The organism is Amycolatopsis dendrobii, assembly GCF_014145675.1.
GTDB lineage: Bacteria > Actinomycetota > Actinomycetes > Mycobacteriales > Pseudonocardiaceae > Amycolatopsis > Amycolatopsis dendrobii.
Genome location: NZ_JACGZW010000004.1, coordinates 232,287 through 247,218, shown reverse-complemented (window position 1 = coordinate 247,218; position 14,932 = coordinate 232,287). Strand labels below are relative to the sequence as shown.

The following is a 14,932-nucleotide window of genomic DNA, read 5'->3' as shown; positions in this document are numbered from 1 at the left end:
TCGGGGCGCGCCTCAGGCGAGGAGCGCCCGGCCGAAGTGGTCGCCGGGACCGGTGACGCCGGGCAGCGCGAAGAAATAGCCGCCGCCGAACGGGGAGATGTAGTCGACGAGCGGTTCGTCGATCAGCCGCTTCTGCACCGCCTCGAACTGGCGCTCGAGGTCCTGCTGATAGCAGGTGAAGACGAGGCCCATGTCGAGGTTGCCGTTGGCGTCGACACCGCGGTCGTAGTTGACCGCGCGGCGCAGGATCCGCTGCCCGTCGGTCTGCGGGGTGCGCGGATTCGCCTTGCGGATGTGGCTGGTGAGCGGGATGACGGTGCCGATCGGATCGTCTGCGTAGCGGGGTTCGTCCTGTTCGGACGCCCCGTCCAGCGGCGCGCCGGTGTCCCGGCGGCGGCCGAACATGTTCTCCTGCTCGGTGATCGAGACCCGGTCCCAGAACTCGACCAGCATCCGGATCAGCCGGATCACCTGGTAACTGCCGCCTGCCGTCCACGCGGGCTCGCCCGCACCCGACACCCACACCAGCCGGTCCATTTCGGACTCGCCCGGATTCGCGGTGCCGTCCTTGAACCCCATCAGATTGCGCGGCGTGCCGGACGGCCTGGACGGCGAACTGAAGCCGTTGATCTTCCAGCGCAGTTGCATTCCGCCACGAGTCGCGCGGGTCAGGTCGCGCAGCGCGTGCAGCACGGTGTCGGTGTCGCTCGCGGACAGCGTGAGCGACAGGTCGCCATGGCATTGCGGTGCGTCAAGCGCGTCGTTGGGGAACATCGTCATCGGCTTGAGCTTCTTGGGCTTGCGGTCGGCCAACCCGTACCGTCCGTCGAAAAGGGACGATCCGACTCCGACGATCACACCGAGATCGCTCCGCGGAACGACCGGACCGAGGACCCCGGAGTCAGCGGGCGGCGCGGTGATCCCGAGCGCGGCCGGAGCGCCGCCGTTCGTGAGAAACCTCGCGCGGTCGGTGATTTCCTGGAAAAGCTGAGTCAGCTCGGCACGATTCTCGGCGACCACGTCGAAGGACGCGATCACGCTCTGGGCCGGAGGCTGCCGGAGAATCGCCGCCTGCTTGGGACCGTGGAAGGGAACCGTCGCCGGGCTTTCGCTCGCGCTGGCTGTCACCCCCATTCCAGCAGCCGCGGTGATCCCCGCTCCCACGACGGTGCGACGCAGGAAGGAACGGCGAGAGGATTCCGTCGTCACGAGATCCTCCTCGGCTCCGCGATGGCGGCGATCGGAGCGAGCAGCTCGGTCAACTCACTGACGTCGGCATTGAGTTTCTGCCGCTGCGGCGCGGACAACTGACTCACCGGCGTCCAGGAGCCGTCCGGCTTCTTGGCGCTGTCGAGCGTCGCTTTGGTGCGCTTCATCCAGCTGTCCACCTTGGACAGTTCCGGATAACGCGGAGCGAGAACCGGACGCAGCACGTCGAGGACAGCTTGTGTCCCGTCAAGATTCGCCCGTGCGGTGGCGAGGTTGGTGCCGCTGCCGTAATCGGTGCGGGCGGTCAATTCGAATTGCAGGGTGTTCTCCACGATCTCATGCGCGCGCAGGCCGAGGTCGTTCGGATTGACCTGGCTGTCCGCGAAGGACTTGCGGAGCTTCTGCACGTCGCTGTCCAGCTGATCAGCCACCGGCGCGAGGGCGGCGAGGTCTTCGTTGTGCCACAAGCCGGATTCGAGCCGGTGAAAACCGGTGAAGTCCGGACTCTTGACACCGTCCGGCAACCCTGCGGCGGTTCCGTTGATCGCCTTGTCCGAGTCGCCGAAGGCGTTGTAAGCCGCACCGAGGCGTTCGTAATCGAGATGCGCCACCAGCCACGCAGCCTGGCTCGCACCTCGATCATTGCCGCGAATGGCGTTTTTCAATGTGCCGACGTCACCCGCCAACTGGCCGAGCCCTTGCGTCACCTGCGCTTGATAGGACTTCAACGGCCCGAGCAGGTCGTTCTGCGTCACCGGCGCGACACCCGGACCGCGTTCCGCGCCGCCGCTCACCGTGACAGTCGGCCCGACGATCGCCGATGAATCCTCGGGGAGACAACGGAATGCGTAGGATCCGTTGCCGAGTGTCACCTGCATCGGCCGGGCAGTCCCGCTGCCCAGCCCTTCGACCTCGCCGTACACGACACCGGTCGCCGGGTCGATCAAATCCACCTCGGCGGTCACGGATCCGGTGTTGCGCAGATGAAAGGTCTGGACCCCGGCCCGCGGCTCCGCCCAGCCCTGCCCGCACGCCGACCGCGAGATCTGGATCTCCGGGTCCTGTGCCGAAGCCCCGTCCGGCCACACCGCGACCGCGACGCCCGCCGCCACGACCGCAATCGCGACCCCGCCGCCCATCCAGCGGGCACGCACAGACCCCGGCACTTTTTCCCTCCAGCCACACGATCGGACTACTGGGACGGAATTATGCGTGCGGAAAGTGAAGAAACCCTGGTCGAGAACATCACCTACCCGGGAATTCACCAGGACTTCAACCAGGCAACGGAAGAAACCGGATATAGCCGCCAAAACACGGGGTAACGCCCGCCCGGTTCGCCGCTTATGACTCTTTCCGCGAACCTGCCCTCTCTGCGGTCCGGAGCGCCCCGCGCAACCCGAAAACCGGCGGCCAACCCTTTGAATCCCCGCTAGCGTGAACCGACTACGCAAGAAGGGCGGACCCGTGAACCACACCGAACTAGCCACCCGCTTCGCCAGCTTGACCACCGCCCACCTAGCCGACGGCTGCCTGCGCGCCCGCCTGACCGTGAGATGTGCACCGGCCGGGACCAGGGGCGTCATCCCGGAGCTCAAGCTAGGAGGCAGAGTCCTCCCCGCCAGGCACTCCGGCAGCGTCGACGTCTTCCTGGAAGCACTGACCTCCGCCCGACCAGGCGATGTGCTGGTAGTCGACAACCGGGGCCGCCTGGACGAGAGCTGTGTCGGCGATCTCATCACCGCTGAAGCAGCGGCAGCCGGACTGAGCGGCATCGTCATCTGGGGCCTGCACCGCGACACCGCCGAACTCAGGGAAATCGGCCTCCCCGTCTACAGCCTTGGCTCGCTCTCCACCGGCCCCCTGCACCTCAACGACCGCGCCGCGGACGCGCTGGAAGCCGCCACCGTCGGCGAGTGGACCGTGACCACCGACGACCTGGTCTTCGGCGACGACGACGGCGTCCTCTTCGTTCCCGCCGCCCAAGCCGACGAGGTATTCCGGCTCGCCGAATCCATCCGCGACACCGAACACCGGCAAGCGGAGAAGATCCGCGACGGCGTCACCCTCCGCGAACAGGTCCGCTTCAGCGAATTCCTGGCCCACCGGGAAAGCGACCCGTCCTACACGTTCCGCCAGCACCTCCGCGCGAAAGACGGCGCCATTGAAGAATGAGAAAACCGCCGCGGTAACCGGAGTCGGCCGGAAAGCCGGAAGCGCCAGTGCTAGCGCGCTGCGCGTTCGCAGATTCCGGCCAGCTCGACACCACAGTGGACAGTTCCGGCCGGAGCTTCGCGGTGAACGCCCGCGCGAGCTGGCTGTTGATCAGGGAGCCGCCCAGCGCTGCCTCGGACCACGCGGTGCGGGCCGGATCCTCACGCTGACCACCGGCCCGGCCGGACCGACACCGGCTGGATCCCCGAAGCCCACCGCGAAACGTCCGCCCAGTGCGACTGCGCGAGTCTCGTCGCGTTCCTGTGCGGCCCGGAGGGCGGCTGGGTGAACGGTCAGGTCCTCGTATCCAACGGAGGTGCGGCATGAACGACAAACATCTCGCCTACGTCCTGCTCCCCCGCGGCGAAACCGTGCTGCTGATCCGCCGCGCGCCGGGGACTTTCCTCGGCGGGCATTGGGAATTCCCCGGCGGCACGGTCGAACCCGGCGAAGCTCCGGAAACCACCGCGGTGCGGGAAGTCGCCGAGGAAACCGGGCTGCGGGTACGGCTCGCCGGCGAACGGGCCCGGCAATCCTGGCCGGACCGCACCGGCAAACCGTTCACCGTGCACGCCGCCTACTACGACGCGCATCCGGAATTCCTCGGCGACCTTCAGCTCAACCCGGCCGAACACGACGACCACCGCTGGCTGACCCCCGCCGACGCGGCCGGACTCCCCCTGTCCGACCACGTCAGGCAGGTATTGCTCGGCTGAAATCCCGAGCCAGCTGCGCGGCCCGGTCGCGCAGCAATGACCGGGCCTCGGCGACACAGCGATACTCGTCCGGCTCCACGTCGGTCAGCGCGTAGACCCCGGCGAAGCCCGCTTCCCGCCATTCCGGCGCGGACAGCAGACATCGCCCGGCCAAGGCGACGACCGGCGTGCCGCCCGCTGCACGGAGAACGCCCACCGGTGCTTTTCCGTGCAGCGATTGGGTGTCCAGCGATCCTTCGCCGGTGATGACGAGCCGGGCGTCGCGGGCCGCGGCCGGGAAACCCAGCAGCTCCAACAGCAACTCGATCCCGGGCCGAATGCGAGCGCCGAGTCCGGCGAGGACACCGAACCCGACGCCGCCTGCCGCGCCGGCGCCCGGGGTGGTGGCGTGCGCGGAGCCCACAACTTCGGCCCACCGAGTCAGCCCGCGTTCCAGCAACGCGATCTCGGATGGTCCAGCGCCCTTCTGCGGCCCGTACACCGCGGCAGCGCCATCCACACCCAGCAACGGGTTATCCACATCGGACGCCAGGACAATGTCCACTTCGGGCAGTCCGGACAGATCCACTGCGGACAACTCGGTCAACGCCGCACCGCCCGGCGGAAGCGGCGCGCCGGAAGCGTCGAGCAACCGGGCGCCCAACGCGGTCAGCAAGCCTGCTCCGCCGTCGGTGCAGGCGCTGCCGCCGACCCCGAGCACGATCTGCGTCGCCCCGGCGGCCCGGGCGGCCGCGATCAGCTCGCCGGTGCCGTAGCTCGACGCGGTCAGCGGCTCCAACCGGCCGCCGGGCAGCCGGTGGAGGCCGGACGCCTCCGCCAGCTCGACCACGGCGACCGTCCCGCGCAGCGCGTAGTACGCGGTGATCCGGCGGCCGGTCGGGCCGGAGACCCGCACCGGAATCCGCTGGAACCCGGCGGCGACCGCGGCGGCGACTGTCCCGTCGCCGCCGTCGGCCACCGGCAGCTGCCGCACCGGCTCACCGGGCGCGACCTCGGCGAACGCCGCGGCCACGACCTCCGCGACCTCCGCCGCGGTGAGTGAGCCCTTGAACTTGTCCGGAGCGACCAGAACCGTCACGCCGCGGCCTTGAACGCTCGCCAGTCGCCGATTTCCGTGATGTCCCGCAGTTGCACGTGCGAGGTCTGCGGCCGCCGCAGCAGCATCGCGAACGCCGAACTGCCGTCGGCCAATTCGATCACGCCCAGCTCCAGCTCCGGCGGTTCGGACGGGAGCACGCGGTCGCGCAGCTGGTCCAGCGTGAGGTCGTAAACCTCGCCGGAGATCGCCGCGCCGCCGTGCGCTACCGGGACCAAAGCCGGGCATTGCCCGCCGACCGAATAGAACCGGTACTTCGCGGCCGTGGTCGTTTCGGCCACCAGTGGAGCGCCGTCGAGCAGATGGTGCAGAGGTTCGCCGCGCATCGCGCCGCCGTTGAGGAACATCAGAGGCATTTGTCGGTCCCTTTCACTCAGAGGATCGCCTTCACCACGTCGATTCCGAAATAGACGGTGAACACGAGCGCGAGCACGGTGAGGATCCACCCTGCTTCACGCCACTTCCCGCGGAAGGTCTTGATCAGCACGAACGCGATGAGGCCCGCGCCGACGCCGTTGGTGATGGAGTAGGTGAACGGAATGAGCGCGACCGTCAGGAACACCGGGATCGTGTAATCCGGGTCGTGCCAAGGGATATTGCGGCACTGCGCCACCATCATCCCGCCGATCACCACGAGCGCGGGGGCGGCGGCCTGCGCCGGGACGATGCCCGCGATCGGCGTGAACAGCAGCGTCGCCCCGAACAAGAGTCCGGTCACGACACTCGCCAGCCCGGTCCGCGCCCCCTCCCCGACGCCGGCCGCGGACTCCAGGAACACGGTGTTCGGCGACGACCCGGACATCCCGCCCGCGATCGCCCCGGCCCCGTCCACGAACAGGATCCGGCCCATCCGCGGCACCCGGCCGTTCTTCGACAGCCCGGCCTCGGCCGACACGCTGGTGATGGTGCCCATCGCGTCGAAGAACCCGGACAGCACCAGAGTGAACAAGAAGATCGTCGCGGTCAGCGCGCCCGCTTTAGCGAATCCGCCGAACAAATCGACGTGCCCGAGCAGCCCGAAATCAGGCGCGGCGACGACGGAACGCGGCAGCGTCGGAGTCGTCAAACCCCATTCGCCGACACCGAATCCGTCGTGCAGCACCACCGCGAGCACGGTGGCGGCGGCGATGCTGATCAGCACCGCACCGGGTACCTTCCGCGACATCAGCACGGTCATCAGCAGCAAACCGAAGCAGAACACCGCGATCGGCCAGCCGTCGAGATGCCCGTCGATCCCGAGCCGCACCGGGACGGTCGAATGCGCCGCGTCCGGGGTCCGCGTGACGAACCCGGCGCTCACCAGGCCGACCAGCGCGATGTACAAACCGATGCCGACGGTGATCGCGGTTTTCAGCGGCCCGGGAATCGCGTTCATGATGCGTTCCCGGACCCCGCTGACCGCCATCAGCACAATGCAGACGCCTTCGAGCACCACCAGCCCGAAAGCCTGTGCCCACGTCATCGCCGGGGCCATCTGGAACGCGACGATGCCGTTGATGCCGAGTCCGGCGGCGAGCGCGAGCGGCGCGTTGCCGACGAGTCCCATGAGGACAGTCATCACGGCGGCGGCGAGCGCGGTCGCCGTGGTCACTTGCGCGGCGCTGAGCTTCGCGCCGGTGATGTCGGCGGAAGCGCCGAGGATGAGCGGGTTGAGCAAAACGATGTAGGCCATCGCGACGAAAGTGGTCAAACCGCCGCGTACTTCCCGGCCTACCGTGGTTTCGCGGGCGCGTAATTCAAAGAGACGCTCCACAATGGACTTTCGCTGCGGTCCGGGAGCCGAGGTCACCGCTTCGTCGAGGCGTACCTGGGTCATGCGTCCTCCCCTTGCCGGTGGGTGTGCCGAACCGCACCCCTGGCACAGGCAAAGGGCGGCACGGCGGGACGTTTGCGTTTTTCTGGTGCTCCGGTCAGCACCGGGAGGGTGGCCCGGTGGGGTGGGGCGGGGAACGCTGAAGCCGATTCTGACCGGCATCAGCACTCGCCGAGGCTCAGTACTCGATCCGGTCGGATCGGCCGAGCCAGGCGGAGAACGGGGCGAAAGCCTCCGGTGTGGACACTCGCGAAACCGGGGTCTGCCACGTTTCGCGCGGGTTCTCGAACAGTTCGTAGAAGGCCCGGTCGTCGAATCCGGCCCGGGCGGCGTCGTGGCGGTCGGCCGCGTACAGCACGCGGTCCACGCGCGCCCACAGCGACGACGCCAGGCACATCGGGCACGGCTCGCACGAGGAGACGAGCACGCAGCCGGCCAGGCTGAACGTGCTGAGCGCCTGGCAGGCCGCGCGGATCGCGACCACCTCGGCGTGCGCGGTCGGGTCGAGCGACGGGGTGACGCGGTTGACGCCGGTCGCGACGATCTCGCCGTCCTTCACCACCAGCGCGCCGAACGGGCCGCCGCCGTCGGCGACGTTCTGCTCGGCGATCCGCACGCATTCGGCGAGCCAGGCGCGTTCGACGTCGGCATCGATGGACACGGTCATGACAGTACTGCTCCCAACAGTTCGGGTTTTCGGTGTGCTCAGGACCAGGCCGGACCGGCGGGCGGGGCGTCGTCGCGCAGGACGGTGCCCTCGATCAGGCCGTAGGGCCGGTCGGCGGCGTAGAACACCTCGCCGGGGTTGTCGAGGCCGAACGGCTCGAGGTCGACGAGGAAGTGGTGCTTGTTCGGCAGCGAGAACCGGATCTCCGCGATCTCCGGGATCGCCTCCAGGACCGCCTGGCCCATCGCGTACAGCGTCTGCTGCAAGGACTGGCTGTGCGTGCCGCCGAACGCGTCGAGCAGGGTGGCGAGCGCGGTCTCGTGCGCGTGCGCCCAGTCGGCCTCCTCGACCGAGTACCGCCAGGTCGCGGACACGGCGGTGGCGAGAATCCGGTCCTTGACCTCCACCAGCGTGGTGTATTCGTCGCGCGGGAAGCCCCAGAATTCGGATCCGGTGGAGTTGAGCACGGTCAGGTCCTCGACCCCGCCGAGCACCCAGGCCCGCTCGCCGTCGTAGGTGACGCGCGTGGTGCGCGTGCCAGCCCCGGAACGGGCGAACGAGTGATGCGCCGGCCGTCCGCCGACCCGCAGCCGTTCCCACGGATGAGCCACGATCCCGACCCGGGCGGCGTGGATGCTCTCCTGCGTGGACACGAAGTGCCGGGCCAGCCGCAGCGCGAAGTCCTCGATCTCGCCGATGCCGTCGCGGGCGAAGGCGAAGACGGTGTTCTTCTGCGTGTCGGTGGCCAGCACCTTGTCGTTGGCCCCGGTCAGGTGGGTGTCGCTCATGTCGCCCGACAGCGACACGCTCACGGTGAGGTCGGTGATCCGGTGCTCGTCGCCTTCGCGGTCGACGCGGACCAGCCGGTTTTCGGCCTTCCCGTAGCGGTTGTCGCCAAGAACGATCGCCATTGGTCATCCCTTCCGTTTCGCTCGCCGAGTGAGTACACCTGCCGCGGCGTGGCCCGGGCCACGGCAGATCCGCCGAAAGCGGCGAGCGCGAACGGCCGGTTTTTCGTAGTTTCCGCCAAACCCCTCTGGTGTGCGGTACTGATGGGCGGAAGGAGGCGCGCATGCGGCTGGGTGCACTGCTCGACACCCCGGAGCTGGGGTTGCGGCTGCTGGCGGGCGAGAAGGCGCGCGACCGCGAGTTCGGCCGCGTCTTCCAGGCGACCCTGCAAGATCCGACGCGGTACCTCGACGGCGGCGAGATCGTGCTGTGCGGCATGCGCTGGCTGCCGGGGCCCGCGGACGCGGACGCGTTCGTCGGCAAACTCGCCGCCGCGGGCGTGACCGCGCTGGGGGCGGGCACCGCCGAGGTCGGCGGCCCGGTGCCGGACTACCTCGTGACCGCCTGCGAGCGCGTCGGCCTGCCGTTGTTCGAGGTGCCGGTGTCGGTTTCGTTCGCGACCGTGGCCGAGCGGGTGATCCTGGGCCTGGCCGCGGAACGCTCGGCGCCCGCCCGCGATTCGCACCGGCGGCTGGTGGCCGCGGTGACCTCCGGCCACGGTCTGTCCGCGCTGGTCAAGGCCGGCACGGAGGAGCTGGGCGTCGGCTGTCTCGTCCTGAGCGCGACCGGGCAGCAACTGGCGGGCGGCCCCGAACTGCCCGCCGCGCGCCGCACCGCGCTGGCGCGGAAGTTCCTGCGCGCCGAACGGCTGCCGTGCCAGGACGGTCCGGTCACGCTGCTCGGCGCGGCCGGGCGCTCGGGGCATCGGATCGCGAGCTGGTTCCTCGTGGTGGACGGCGATCCGGCGCAGTGGCCGTCCGCGCGCCGGGAGCTGGCGCTGGAACTGGCTGCACTGGCCGGGCTCGAACGGTCCCGGGTGGACGAGACCAGGCGGATCGAGAACCGCGCGGCCGAACCGCTGCTCAGGCTGGTGCTCTCCGACGACGCCGCACCGGGCGAGCTGACCTCCCGGCTGTCCGCCGCCGGGTTCGCGCCGCAGGAACCGGTGACGACGCTGTCCGCCGAGGTGCGCGGCGGCGGGCCCGGACTGGCGCAGGTACTGGTGGAGGAACTGCTTTCGACCACCGGACAGCCGGTGCTGGTGGCGACCGTCGACGGCGAGACGTTCGGCCTCTGCTCCGCACGCGATACCGAAACGTTGCGGGAAGCGGTGCACACGATCGAACCCGCGCTCGGGTCCGCGCGGCTGACGCTCGGCCTCAGCCGGGCCGCGGACGCCGCCGGTCTCCGCGCCGGGGTGCAGGAGGCCCGGCACGCACGCACGCTGGCCGCGATGACGCCGGGCCGCGCGACGGTGTTGTCCGGCGACGAAGTGGCGTCGCATCTGCTGTTGCTGGCCGCCGTGCCGGAAGACCTGCGGCGGACATTCGGCGAAAAAGTACTGGGGCCGGTACTCGCGTACGACGCCGCACACGGTTCCGAATTGATAACGACGCTCAAGGCGTTCCTCGAACATTCGGGATCTTGGACACAGACGTCGGCCACTCTGCACTTGCACGTGAACACCCTGCGATACCGGATCACCCGGATCGGCGAACTCACCGGACGCGATCCGAGCCGCTTCGCCGACCGCGTGGATCTTTATCTGGCGGGCTGCTTCACGCAGAACTGGGGGTGGTCTTGACCATCCGTCCGAAATGTCCAGCGGAAACGCCGGGGCGCGGGGTTTTCCGTACCCCGTAACGGAAATCCAAACAGTACGCTTATCCGTAAAGATTTATTGGGAATACTTGACCATTCGATGAACCACGGCGGCACTCGGGAGGAGGATGCACCATCCGACCGAGCGTCCTACCCTGAGGTCATGTACATCGCATTGCTGTCCTACACAGCCCCTCGAAACGAAGTCGACTACGCACTGGCCGAACACGCCGAGTGGCTGCGAAGCCAGTTCGCGCATGGATTGTTCCTCGTTTCCGGAAAAGGAAACGAGGACGCAGACCAGGTCATCATCTCCCGCCCGTGCCTGCGCGGCAAGCTGGACGCCGTGCTCGCCACCGATCCGCTCGTGCTGCAGCGGCTCGCGCATTACCGCGTGATCGAATTCTCCGCCACCCGCACCGCGGGCGAGTTCCTGACCGTCAACGAGGCGCTCGCCTCCTGATCGCACCGCTGCACGCAGATCGACCGAACGCCCGGACGCAGGTGGCCTCCGGACCGCTCCGCCCGCCACCTGCCGGACGTACTCCCGCCGCGAACTCGCCTATGATCACGCGAGATCTTTCGTTCCGGCCCGGGAGACCGCATGCAGACGCCCGACCTCGTGTTCCGAGGCCGTCGCCTCACCAGTGACCGCGCCCTGGTGATGGCCATCATCAACCGCACCCCCGACTCGTTCTACGACAACGGTGCGACCTTCGAAGAGGCCCCCGCGCAGGCGGCCATCCGCCGCGCGCACGCCGAGGGCGCCGACCTCATCGACATCGGCGGCGTGCCCGCGGGCAAGGGCCCCGAGGTCACCGCGGCCGAGGAGATCCGCCGCGTCGTGCCGACCGTCGAATGGGCCCGGGAGAACTTCCCCGGCCTGGTCATCAGCGTGGACACCTACCGCGCCGAGGTCGCCGACGCCGTCTGCCGCGCGGGCGCGGACCTGGTCAACGACAACTGGGCCGCGGTCGAACCGGAAATCCTCGACGTCGCCGCCCACCACGGCGCGGGCTACATCTGCTCGCACACCAACGGTCTCGTGCCGCGCACCGAAGCGCTCCGCCCGGTGTACGACGACGTGGTGGCCGCGGTGGTCGAAGGCACCACCGCGCTGGCCGAGCGCGCGCTCGCCGCCGGCGTGCCGCGCGAGGGCATCATGATCGACCCCTGCATCGACTTCGGGAAGAACTCCTACCAGTCGCTCGAACTGCTGCGGCACGTCGACGCGCTGGTCGCGACCGGCTGGCCGGTGCTGATGGCGCTGTCGAACAAGGACGTGATCGGCGAAACGCTGGACCTGCCGGTCGGCGAACGGGTCATCGGGACGCTCGCCGCCACCGCGGTGTCCGCGCTGCACGGCGCGGCGATGTTCCGCGCGCACCAGGTCCGCGAGACGCGGCAGGTCGCGGAGATGGTGGCGAGCATCATCGGCACCCGGCCGCCGGCGAACGTTGTACGGTCGGTCTGATGCGCGAGATCTTCCCCGGCAACGCAGACCGCACCGAGGCCGACGTCGAGCAGCTCTACGTCTATCCGGACGGGCCGAAATGGCTCGCGGTGAACTTCGTTTCGAGCGCCGACGGCGGGATCACCATCGACGGCCGCTCGGGCGGGCTGTCGACGCCCGCGGACCGCATCGTCTACCGGCTGGGCAACGACCTCGCCGACGTCGTTCTGGTCGGCGCGGGCACCGCGCAGGCCGAGGGCTTCGAGGGCCTGCGCCCGGACGAGAAGACCGCGGAGCGGCGGAGCAGGCACGGGCTGGCCCCGATCGCGCCGATCGCCGTGGTCAGCACCGGCCGTTCGCTGCCGCCGGACGCGCCGGTGATCACCAAGGCGCTGGTGCCGACGATCGTCATCACGAGCGCGGCGACGGACCCGGAACTGCGCGCGGCGTGGGCGTCGGCCGGGGCGGATGTCCTGGTGGCCGGGACAGGCGACCCAACCCTGCACGAGGCCACCGGCGATCCGGCGTTGCACGCGGACCCGGACGACCAGCGCCCGCGCCCCCGGCACGGCGATGTCGACCTTCGGGCCGCGGTGGCCGAACTGGCCCGGCGAGGCCTCCGTCGCATCGACTGCGAGGGCGGGCCACACCTCTTCGCCTCTCTGCTGGCCGCGGGCGTCGTGGACGAACTCCGCCTCACCGTCGCGCCGATGCTGATCGCCGGGGACGCACCGCGCGTCGCGATGGGCGCGGCCATCGACCCGCAGCAGCTCGAATTAATGTCCGCCCTGGTGGACGACAACTCAGTACTCTTGCGGTATCGCGTCCACTGACCCGGGGAGGGATCGTGGCCAAGACCGCTCTGCGCAACGCGCGCGTCTTCGACGGACGAGGGCTCACCGAACCGCGCACCGTCGTGATCGACGGGGCCGTGCTCGGTACCGATCCCGCTGGGGCACGGGAAATCGATGCAGGCGGGGCGACGCTGCTGCCCGGGTTCATCGACTCGCACCTCCACCTCGAACGGCCGGAGCAACTGGCCGACCTCGCCGAATGGGGCGTCACGACCGGACTGGACATGGCGTGCTGGCCTGCCGAGCGCGTGGCCGCGCTGCGCACCGCGGGCCCGGCGGATTTCCGCAGCGCCGGGCTTCCCTTGATCGGCCCGGACGGCCTCCACTCCACGATCCCGGAGATGCCCGCATCCGCGATCGTCACGACCCCGGAAGCCGCCGTCCGGTTCGTCGAAGCGCGGGTCACGGAGGGCGTCGACTACGTCAAAGGCGTCGCCGAAGCGCCCGGTGACGGCGGGCCGCCCGCGGAGGCGTTGCAAGCGCTGGTCGACACGGCGCGCAAGCGAGGCCTGGACGCTGTCGTGCACGCGGCGACCCCCGGCGCGTACCACGTGGCCGTGGCGACCGGTGCGCGATTCGTGACGCATGTGCCGGTGGTCGGCCGGATCGCCGCCGAGGACGTCGCCGCGATGAAGGCCGCCGGGCAGACGGCGATCCCGACGCTCACCATGATGGAAGGCGCGCTCGCCTTCTTCGCCGGAGCCGCTGGCGATTACCTCGCCAACGTGGCTGCGCTACGCGCCGCCGGGGTCGAGATCCTCGCCGGAACCGACGCCAACGGAGGTTCCGGAGCCCCGGTCGCGGTGGCGCACGGGGCGAGCCTGCACCACGAATTCGAACTGCTGGCCGAGGCCGGGTTGAGCTCGGTGGAGATCCTGCGCGCCGCCACGGTCGACCCGGCCCAGGCGTTCGGGCTGACCGACCGAGGCGAGATCCGGCCTGGATTGCGGGCGGACTTGGTGCTGGTCGACGGAGATCCGGTGGCGGACCTGTCGGCGACGCGGGCTATTCGCGCGGTGTGGTGTGCGGGAAGGGAAATCTCACGCTAGCGGAGGTCCAGGACATACCGGTCGAACACTTCGCCGTCCTCGGCGACCTGGCCGCTCAGCTCAAACCCGGCCCGCCGCGCCACCGCGCCCGAACTCACGTTCTCCGGCTCCACTTTGATCACCGCCCGCCTCGCACCCTCCCCAGCCGCATACCGCACCGCCAGCAGCACTGCCCGCGTCGCGAAACCGCGGCCCCGCCACGCCGGATACAGGCCATACGCCACATTCACCTCGCCTGGCGCGAGATGCTCGCCGGAGAACCGCAGGTCGACCGTCCCCGCCAGGACGTCGTTCACCCGGATGCCGAAGGCCCGCAGCGACCCGCCGGAGGCCCATTCCGCCTGGCAGTGCTGGAAATACTCCCGGGTTCCGGCCAGCGTCCCCGGCCCGCCGTTGAGCCAGCGGATCAACTCCGGGTCCTCGCCCGCGAGGTGCGCCTCCGCGTCGTCCGGATGCAGCGGAGACAACGCGAGTTCGCCGTCAAGAACGCTGGACCGCATCGTCGGCTTCCTCGAAGGTCTTCTGCGCTTTGGCCAGTTCGCCGGCCGCCCGGGCAGCGCGGTGCTCCGCCTCGGCGAGCCGTTCCCGCAATTCGGTCACCCGGTCGTCGGCCTGCTCGGCCGTCCGCTCCGCGCGCTGCAGATTCCGCTCGGCCTCCGCCCGGGCCCGCACCGCCTGCCGTCGTTCCAGCGCCCGGACGCGGGCTTCCTCCTCGGCCTTCCGGTCCTTTTCGGACTGTCGGGTCTTCTTGGCAGGCGCGGGATTCGTCGGCAGCGACAGCCAGCGGTCGGCGTCCTGGCGGGCCTTCGACGTGAGCCGTCCGGCCAGTGCCAGCCGGGCGACGTCGGCGTCCGCGACGATCGCCTCCAGCGTTTCCTCCACCTCGCGTTCGACGGAATCGCTCAAGCCGGTCGCGTCCCGCACGATCCGCTGCACCAGCTCCGCCCGGTGATGCGCCAGCTCGCGCAGCCGGGAGCCGTCGAGCTGCTCGTGCGCGGCGCGCAGCTTGTCGCCGAGCGACGCCAGCTCGGACAGCGGGGCGGAACCATCGCGCGCCAGGCCGTTGACGTACGCCGCGGCCGCGGTCGGCTTGCGCAGCGCGCGGATCCGGCGCGCCAGCTCGACGTCGCCCGCTTCCTTCGCCGCGCGGGCGGCCGCGGTGCGCTCCGCGACGAAGTCGGCCGGTTCACCTGCGTAGAGCCGGTCGGCGACGGTATCGAAATCCGAGGTTGCCACGTGTGCCACCGAACCACA

The 14,932-nt window shown here is 69.8% G+C and carries 16 protein-coding genes; 7 read left to right on the top strand and 9 right to left on the bottom strand.

What is annotated here, in order from left to right; genetic code table 11:
* Nucleotides 1–12: 12 nt before the first annotated feature.
* Both H4281_RS13130 and H4281_RS13125 read right to left on the bottom strand, forming a co-directional pair.
* Nucleotides 13–1,209 carry a Dyp-type peroxidase gene (locus tag H4281_RS13130; RefSeq protein WP_182891160.1) on the bottom strand — a complete coding sequence of 399 codons (1,197 nt, stop codon included), beginning with the start codon at nucleotides 1,207–1,209 and terminating at the stop codon, nucleotides 13–15.
* Nucleotides 1,206–2,375 (bottom strand): EfeM/EfeO family lipoprotein, encoded by a 1,170-nt coding sequence (locus tag H4281_RS13125; protein WP_237596984.1) that lies wholly within the window; start codon nucleotides 2,373–2,375, stop codon nucleotides 1,206–1,208. The genes H4281_RS13130 and H4281_RS13125 overlap by 4 nt, the downstream gene beginning before the upstream one ends.
* Before the next feature lie 298 nt (nucleotides 2,376–2,673).
* Here H4281_RS13125 and H4281_RS13120 point away from each other — a divergent pair, with 298 nt between their 5' ends.
* Together H4281_RS13120 and H4281_RS13115 are read left to right on the top strand one after the other, a co-directional pair.
* Complete coding sequence (locus H4281_RS13120; protein WP_182891159.1) at nucleotides 2,674–3,381, top strand: RraA family protein; 708 nt, start codon at nucleotides 2,674–2,676, stop codon at nucleotides 3,379–3,381.
* 362 nt (nucleotides 3,382–3,743) lie between these two features.
* On the top strand, nucleotides 3,744–4,136 hold the full coding sequence (locus H4281_RS13115; RefSeq protein WP_182891158.1) for an NUDIX hydrolase: 393 nt from the start codon (nucleotides 3,744–3,746) through the stop codon (nucleotides 4,134–4,136).
* On the opposite strand, the gene H4281_RS13110 is transcribed toward H4281_RS13115, so the two are convergent.
* The 5 genes from H4281_RS13110 to pucL all read right to left on the bottom strand — a co-directional run bounded on the left by H4281_RS13110 (nucleotide 4,114) and on the right by pucL (nucleotide 8,623).
* Nucleotides 4,114–5,214, bottom strand: a complete 1,101-nt coding sequence (locus H4281_RS13110) for a glycerate kinase (protein ID WP_182891157.1) — start codon at nucleotides 5,212–5,214, stop codon at nucleotides 4,114–4,116. The genes H4281_RS13115 and H4281_RS13110 overlap by 23 nt on opposite strands.
* Nucleotides 5,211–5,588: an allophanate hydrolase-related protein gene (locus H4281_RS13105; RefSeq protein WP_009082380.1), complete on the bottom strand. Its 378-nt coding sequence runs from the start codon at nucleotides 5,586–5,588 to the stop codon at nucleotides 5,211–5,213. The genes H4281_RS13110 and H4281_RS13105 overlap by 4 nt, the downstream gene beginning before the upstream one ends.
* Before the next feature lie 17 nt (nucleotides 5,589–5,605).
* A complete protein-coding gene (locus H4281_RS13100) occupies nucleotides 5,606–7,048 on the bottom strand; it encodes an NCS2 family permease (protein WP_182891156.1) in 1,443 nt (480 codons plus the stop codon).
* 175 nt (nucleotides 7,049–7,223) lie between these two features.
* Entirely contained in the window at nucleotides 7,224–7,712 is a 489-nt protein-coding gene (locus H4281_RS13095; RefSeq protein ID WP_182891155.1) for a nucleoside deaminase, read from the bottom strand.
* Nucleotides 7,713–7,750: 38 nt separating this feature from the next.
* On the bottom strand, nucleotides 7,751–8,623 hold the full coding sequence (pucL, locus tag H4281_RS13090) for a factor-independent urate hydroxylase (protein ID WP_182891154.1): 873 nt from the start codon (nucleotides 8,621–8,623) through the stop codon (nucleotides 7,751–7,753).
* A 161-nt stretch (nucleotides 8,624–8,784) separates the two neighbouring features.
* Here pucL and H4281_RS13085 point away from each other — a divergent pair, with 161 nt between their 5' ends.
* The 5 genes from H4281_RS13085 (at nucleotide 8,785) to H4281_RS13065 (ending at nucleotide 13,678) form a co-directional block, all read left to right on the top strand.
* Entirely contained in the window at nucleotides 8,785–10,305 is a 1,521-nt protein-coding gene (locus H4281_RS13085; RefSeq protein ID WP_182891153.1) for a PucR family transcriptional regulator, read from the top strand.
* A 180-nt stretch (nucleotides 10,306–10,485) separates the two neighbouring features.
* Nucleotides 10,486–10,785: a YciI family protein gene (locus tag H4281_RS13080; protein ID WP_037815164.1), complete on the top strand. Its 300-nt coding sequence runs from the start codon at nucleotides 10,486–10,488 to the stop codon at nucleotides 10,783–10,785.
* A 141-nt stretch (nucleotides 10,786–10,926) separates the two neighbouring features.
* Entirely contained in the window at nucleotides 10,927–11,796 is an 870-nt protein-coding gene (gene folP, locus H4281_RS13075) for a dihydropteroate synthase (protein ID WP_182891152.1), read from the top strand.
* Nucleotides 11,796–12,608 carry a pyrimidine reductase family protein gene (locus H4281_RS13070; RefSeq protein WP_182891151.1) on the top strand — a complete coding sequence of 271 codons (813 nt, stop codon included), beginning with the start codon at nucleotides 11,796–11,798 and terminating at the stop codon, nucleotides 12,606–12,608. Before folP ends, H4281_RS13070 begins: the two co-directional genes overlap by 1 nt.
* A gap of 14 nt (nucleotides 12,609–12,622) precedes the next feature.
* Complete coding sequence (locus H4281_RS13065; RefSeq protein ID WP_312872099.1) at nucleotides 12,623–13,678, top strand: amidohydrolase family protein; 1,056 nt, start codon at nucleotides 12,623–12,625, stop codon at nucleotides 13,676–13,678.
* Here H4281_RS13065 and H4281_RS13060 read toward each other — a convergent pair.
* Together H4281_RS13060 and H4281_RS13055 are read right to left on the bottom strand one after the other, a co-directional pair.
* Nucleotides 13,675–14,178, bottom strand: coding sequence for a GNAT family N-acetyltransferase (locus H4281_RS13060; RefSeq protein WP_182891150.1), 504 nt, complete (start codon nucleotides 14,176–14,178; stop codon nucleotides 13,675–13,677). The genes H4281_RS13065 and H4281_RS13060 overlap by 4 nt on opposite strands.
* Entirely contained in the window at nucleotides 14,159–14,914 is a 756-nt protein-coding gene (locus tag H4281_RS13055; protein WP_182891149.1) for a hypothetical protein, read from the bottom strand. Before H4281_RS13055 ends, H4281_RS13060 begins: the two co-directional genes overlap by 20 nt.
* Between the last annotated feature and the right edge of the window lie 18 nt (nucleotides 14,915–14,932).

Coding starts and splice junctions, on each gene's coding strand:
- folP (WP_182891152.1), top strand. CDS start 10,927: ATGCAGACGCCCGACCTCGTGTTCCGAGGCCGTCGCCTCACCAGTGAC.
- H4281_RS13095 (WP_182891155.1), bottom strand. CDS start 7,712: ATGACCGTGTCCATCGATGCCGACGTCGAACGCGCCTGGCTCGCCGAA.
- H4281_RS13060 (WP_182891150.1), bottom strand. CDS start 14,178: ATGCGGTCCAGCGTTCTTGACGGCGAACTCGCGTTGTCTCCGCTGCAT.
- H4281_RS13105 (WP_009082380.1), bottom strand. CDS start 5,588: ATGCCTCTGATGTTCCTCAACGGCGGCGCGATGCGCGGCGAACCTCTG.
- H4281_RS13115 (WP_182891158.1), top strand. CDS start 3,744: ATGAACGACAAACATCTCGCCTACGTCCTGCTCCCCCGCGGCGAAACC.
- H4281_RS13100 (WP_182891156.1), bottom strand. CDS start 7,048: ATGACCCAGGTACGCCTCGACGAAGCGGTGACCTCGGCTCCCGGACCG.
- pucL (WP_182891154.1), bottom strand. CDS start 8,623: ATGGCGATCGTTCTTGGCGACAACCGCTACGGGAAGGCCGAAAACCGG.
- H4281_RS13085 (WP_182891153.1), top strand. CDS start 8,785: ATGCGGCTGGGTGCACTGCTCGACACCCCGGAGCTGGGGTTGCGGCTG.
- H4281_RS13080 (WP_037815164.1), top strand. CDS start 10,486: ATGTACATCGCATTGCTGTCCTACACAGCCCCTCGAAACGAAGTCGAC.
- H4281_RS13070 (WP_182891151.1), top strand. CDS start 11,796: ATGCGCGAGATCTTCCCCGGCAACGCAGACCGCACCGAGGCCGACGTC.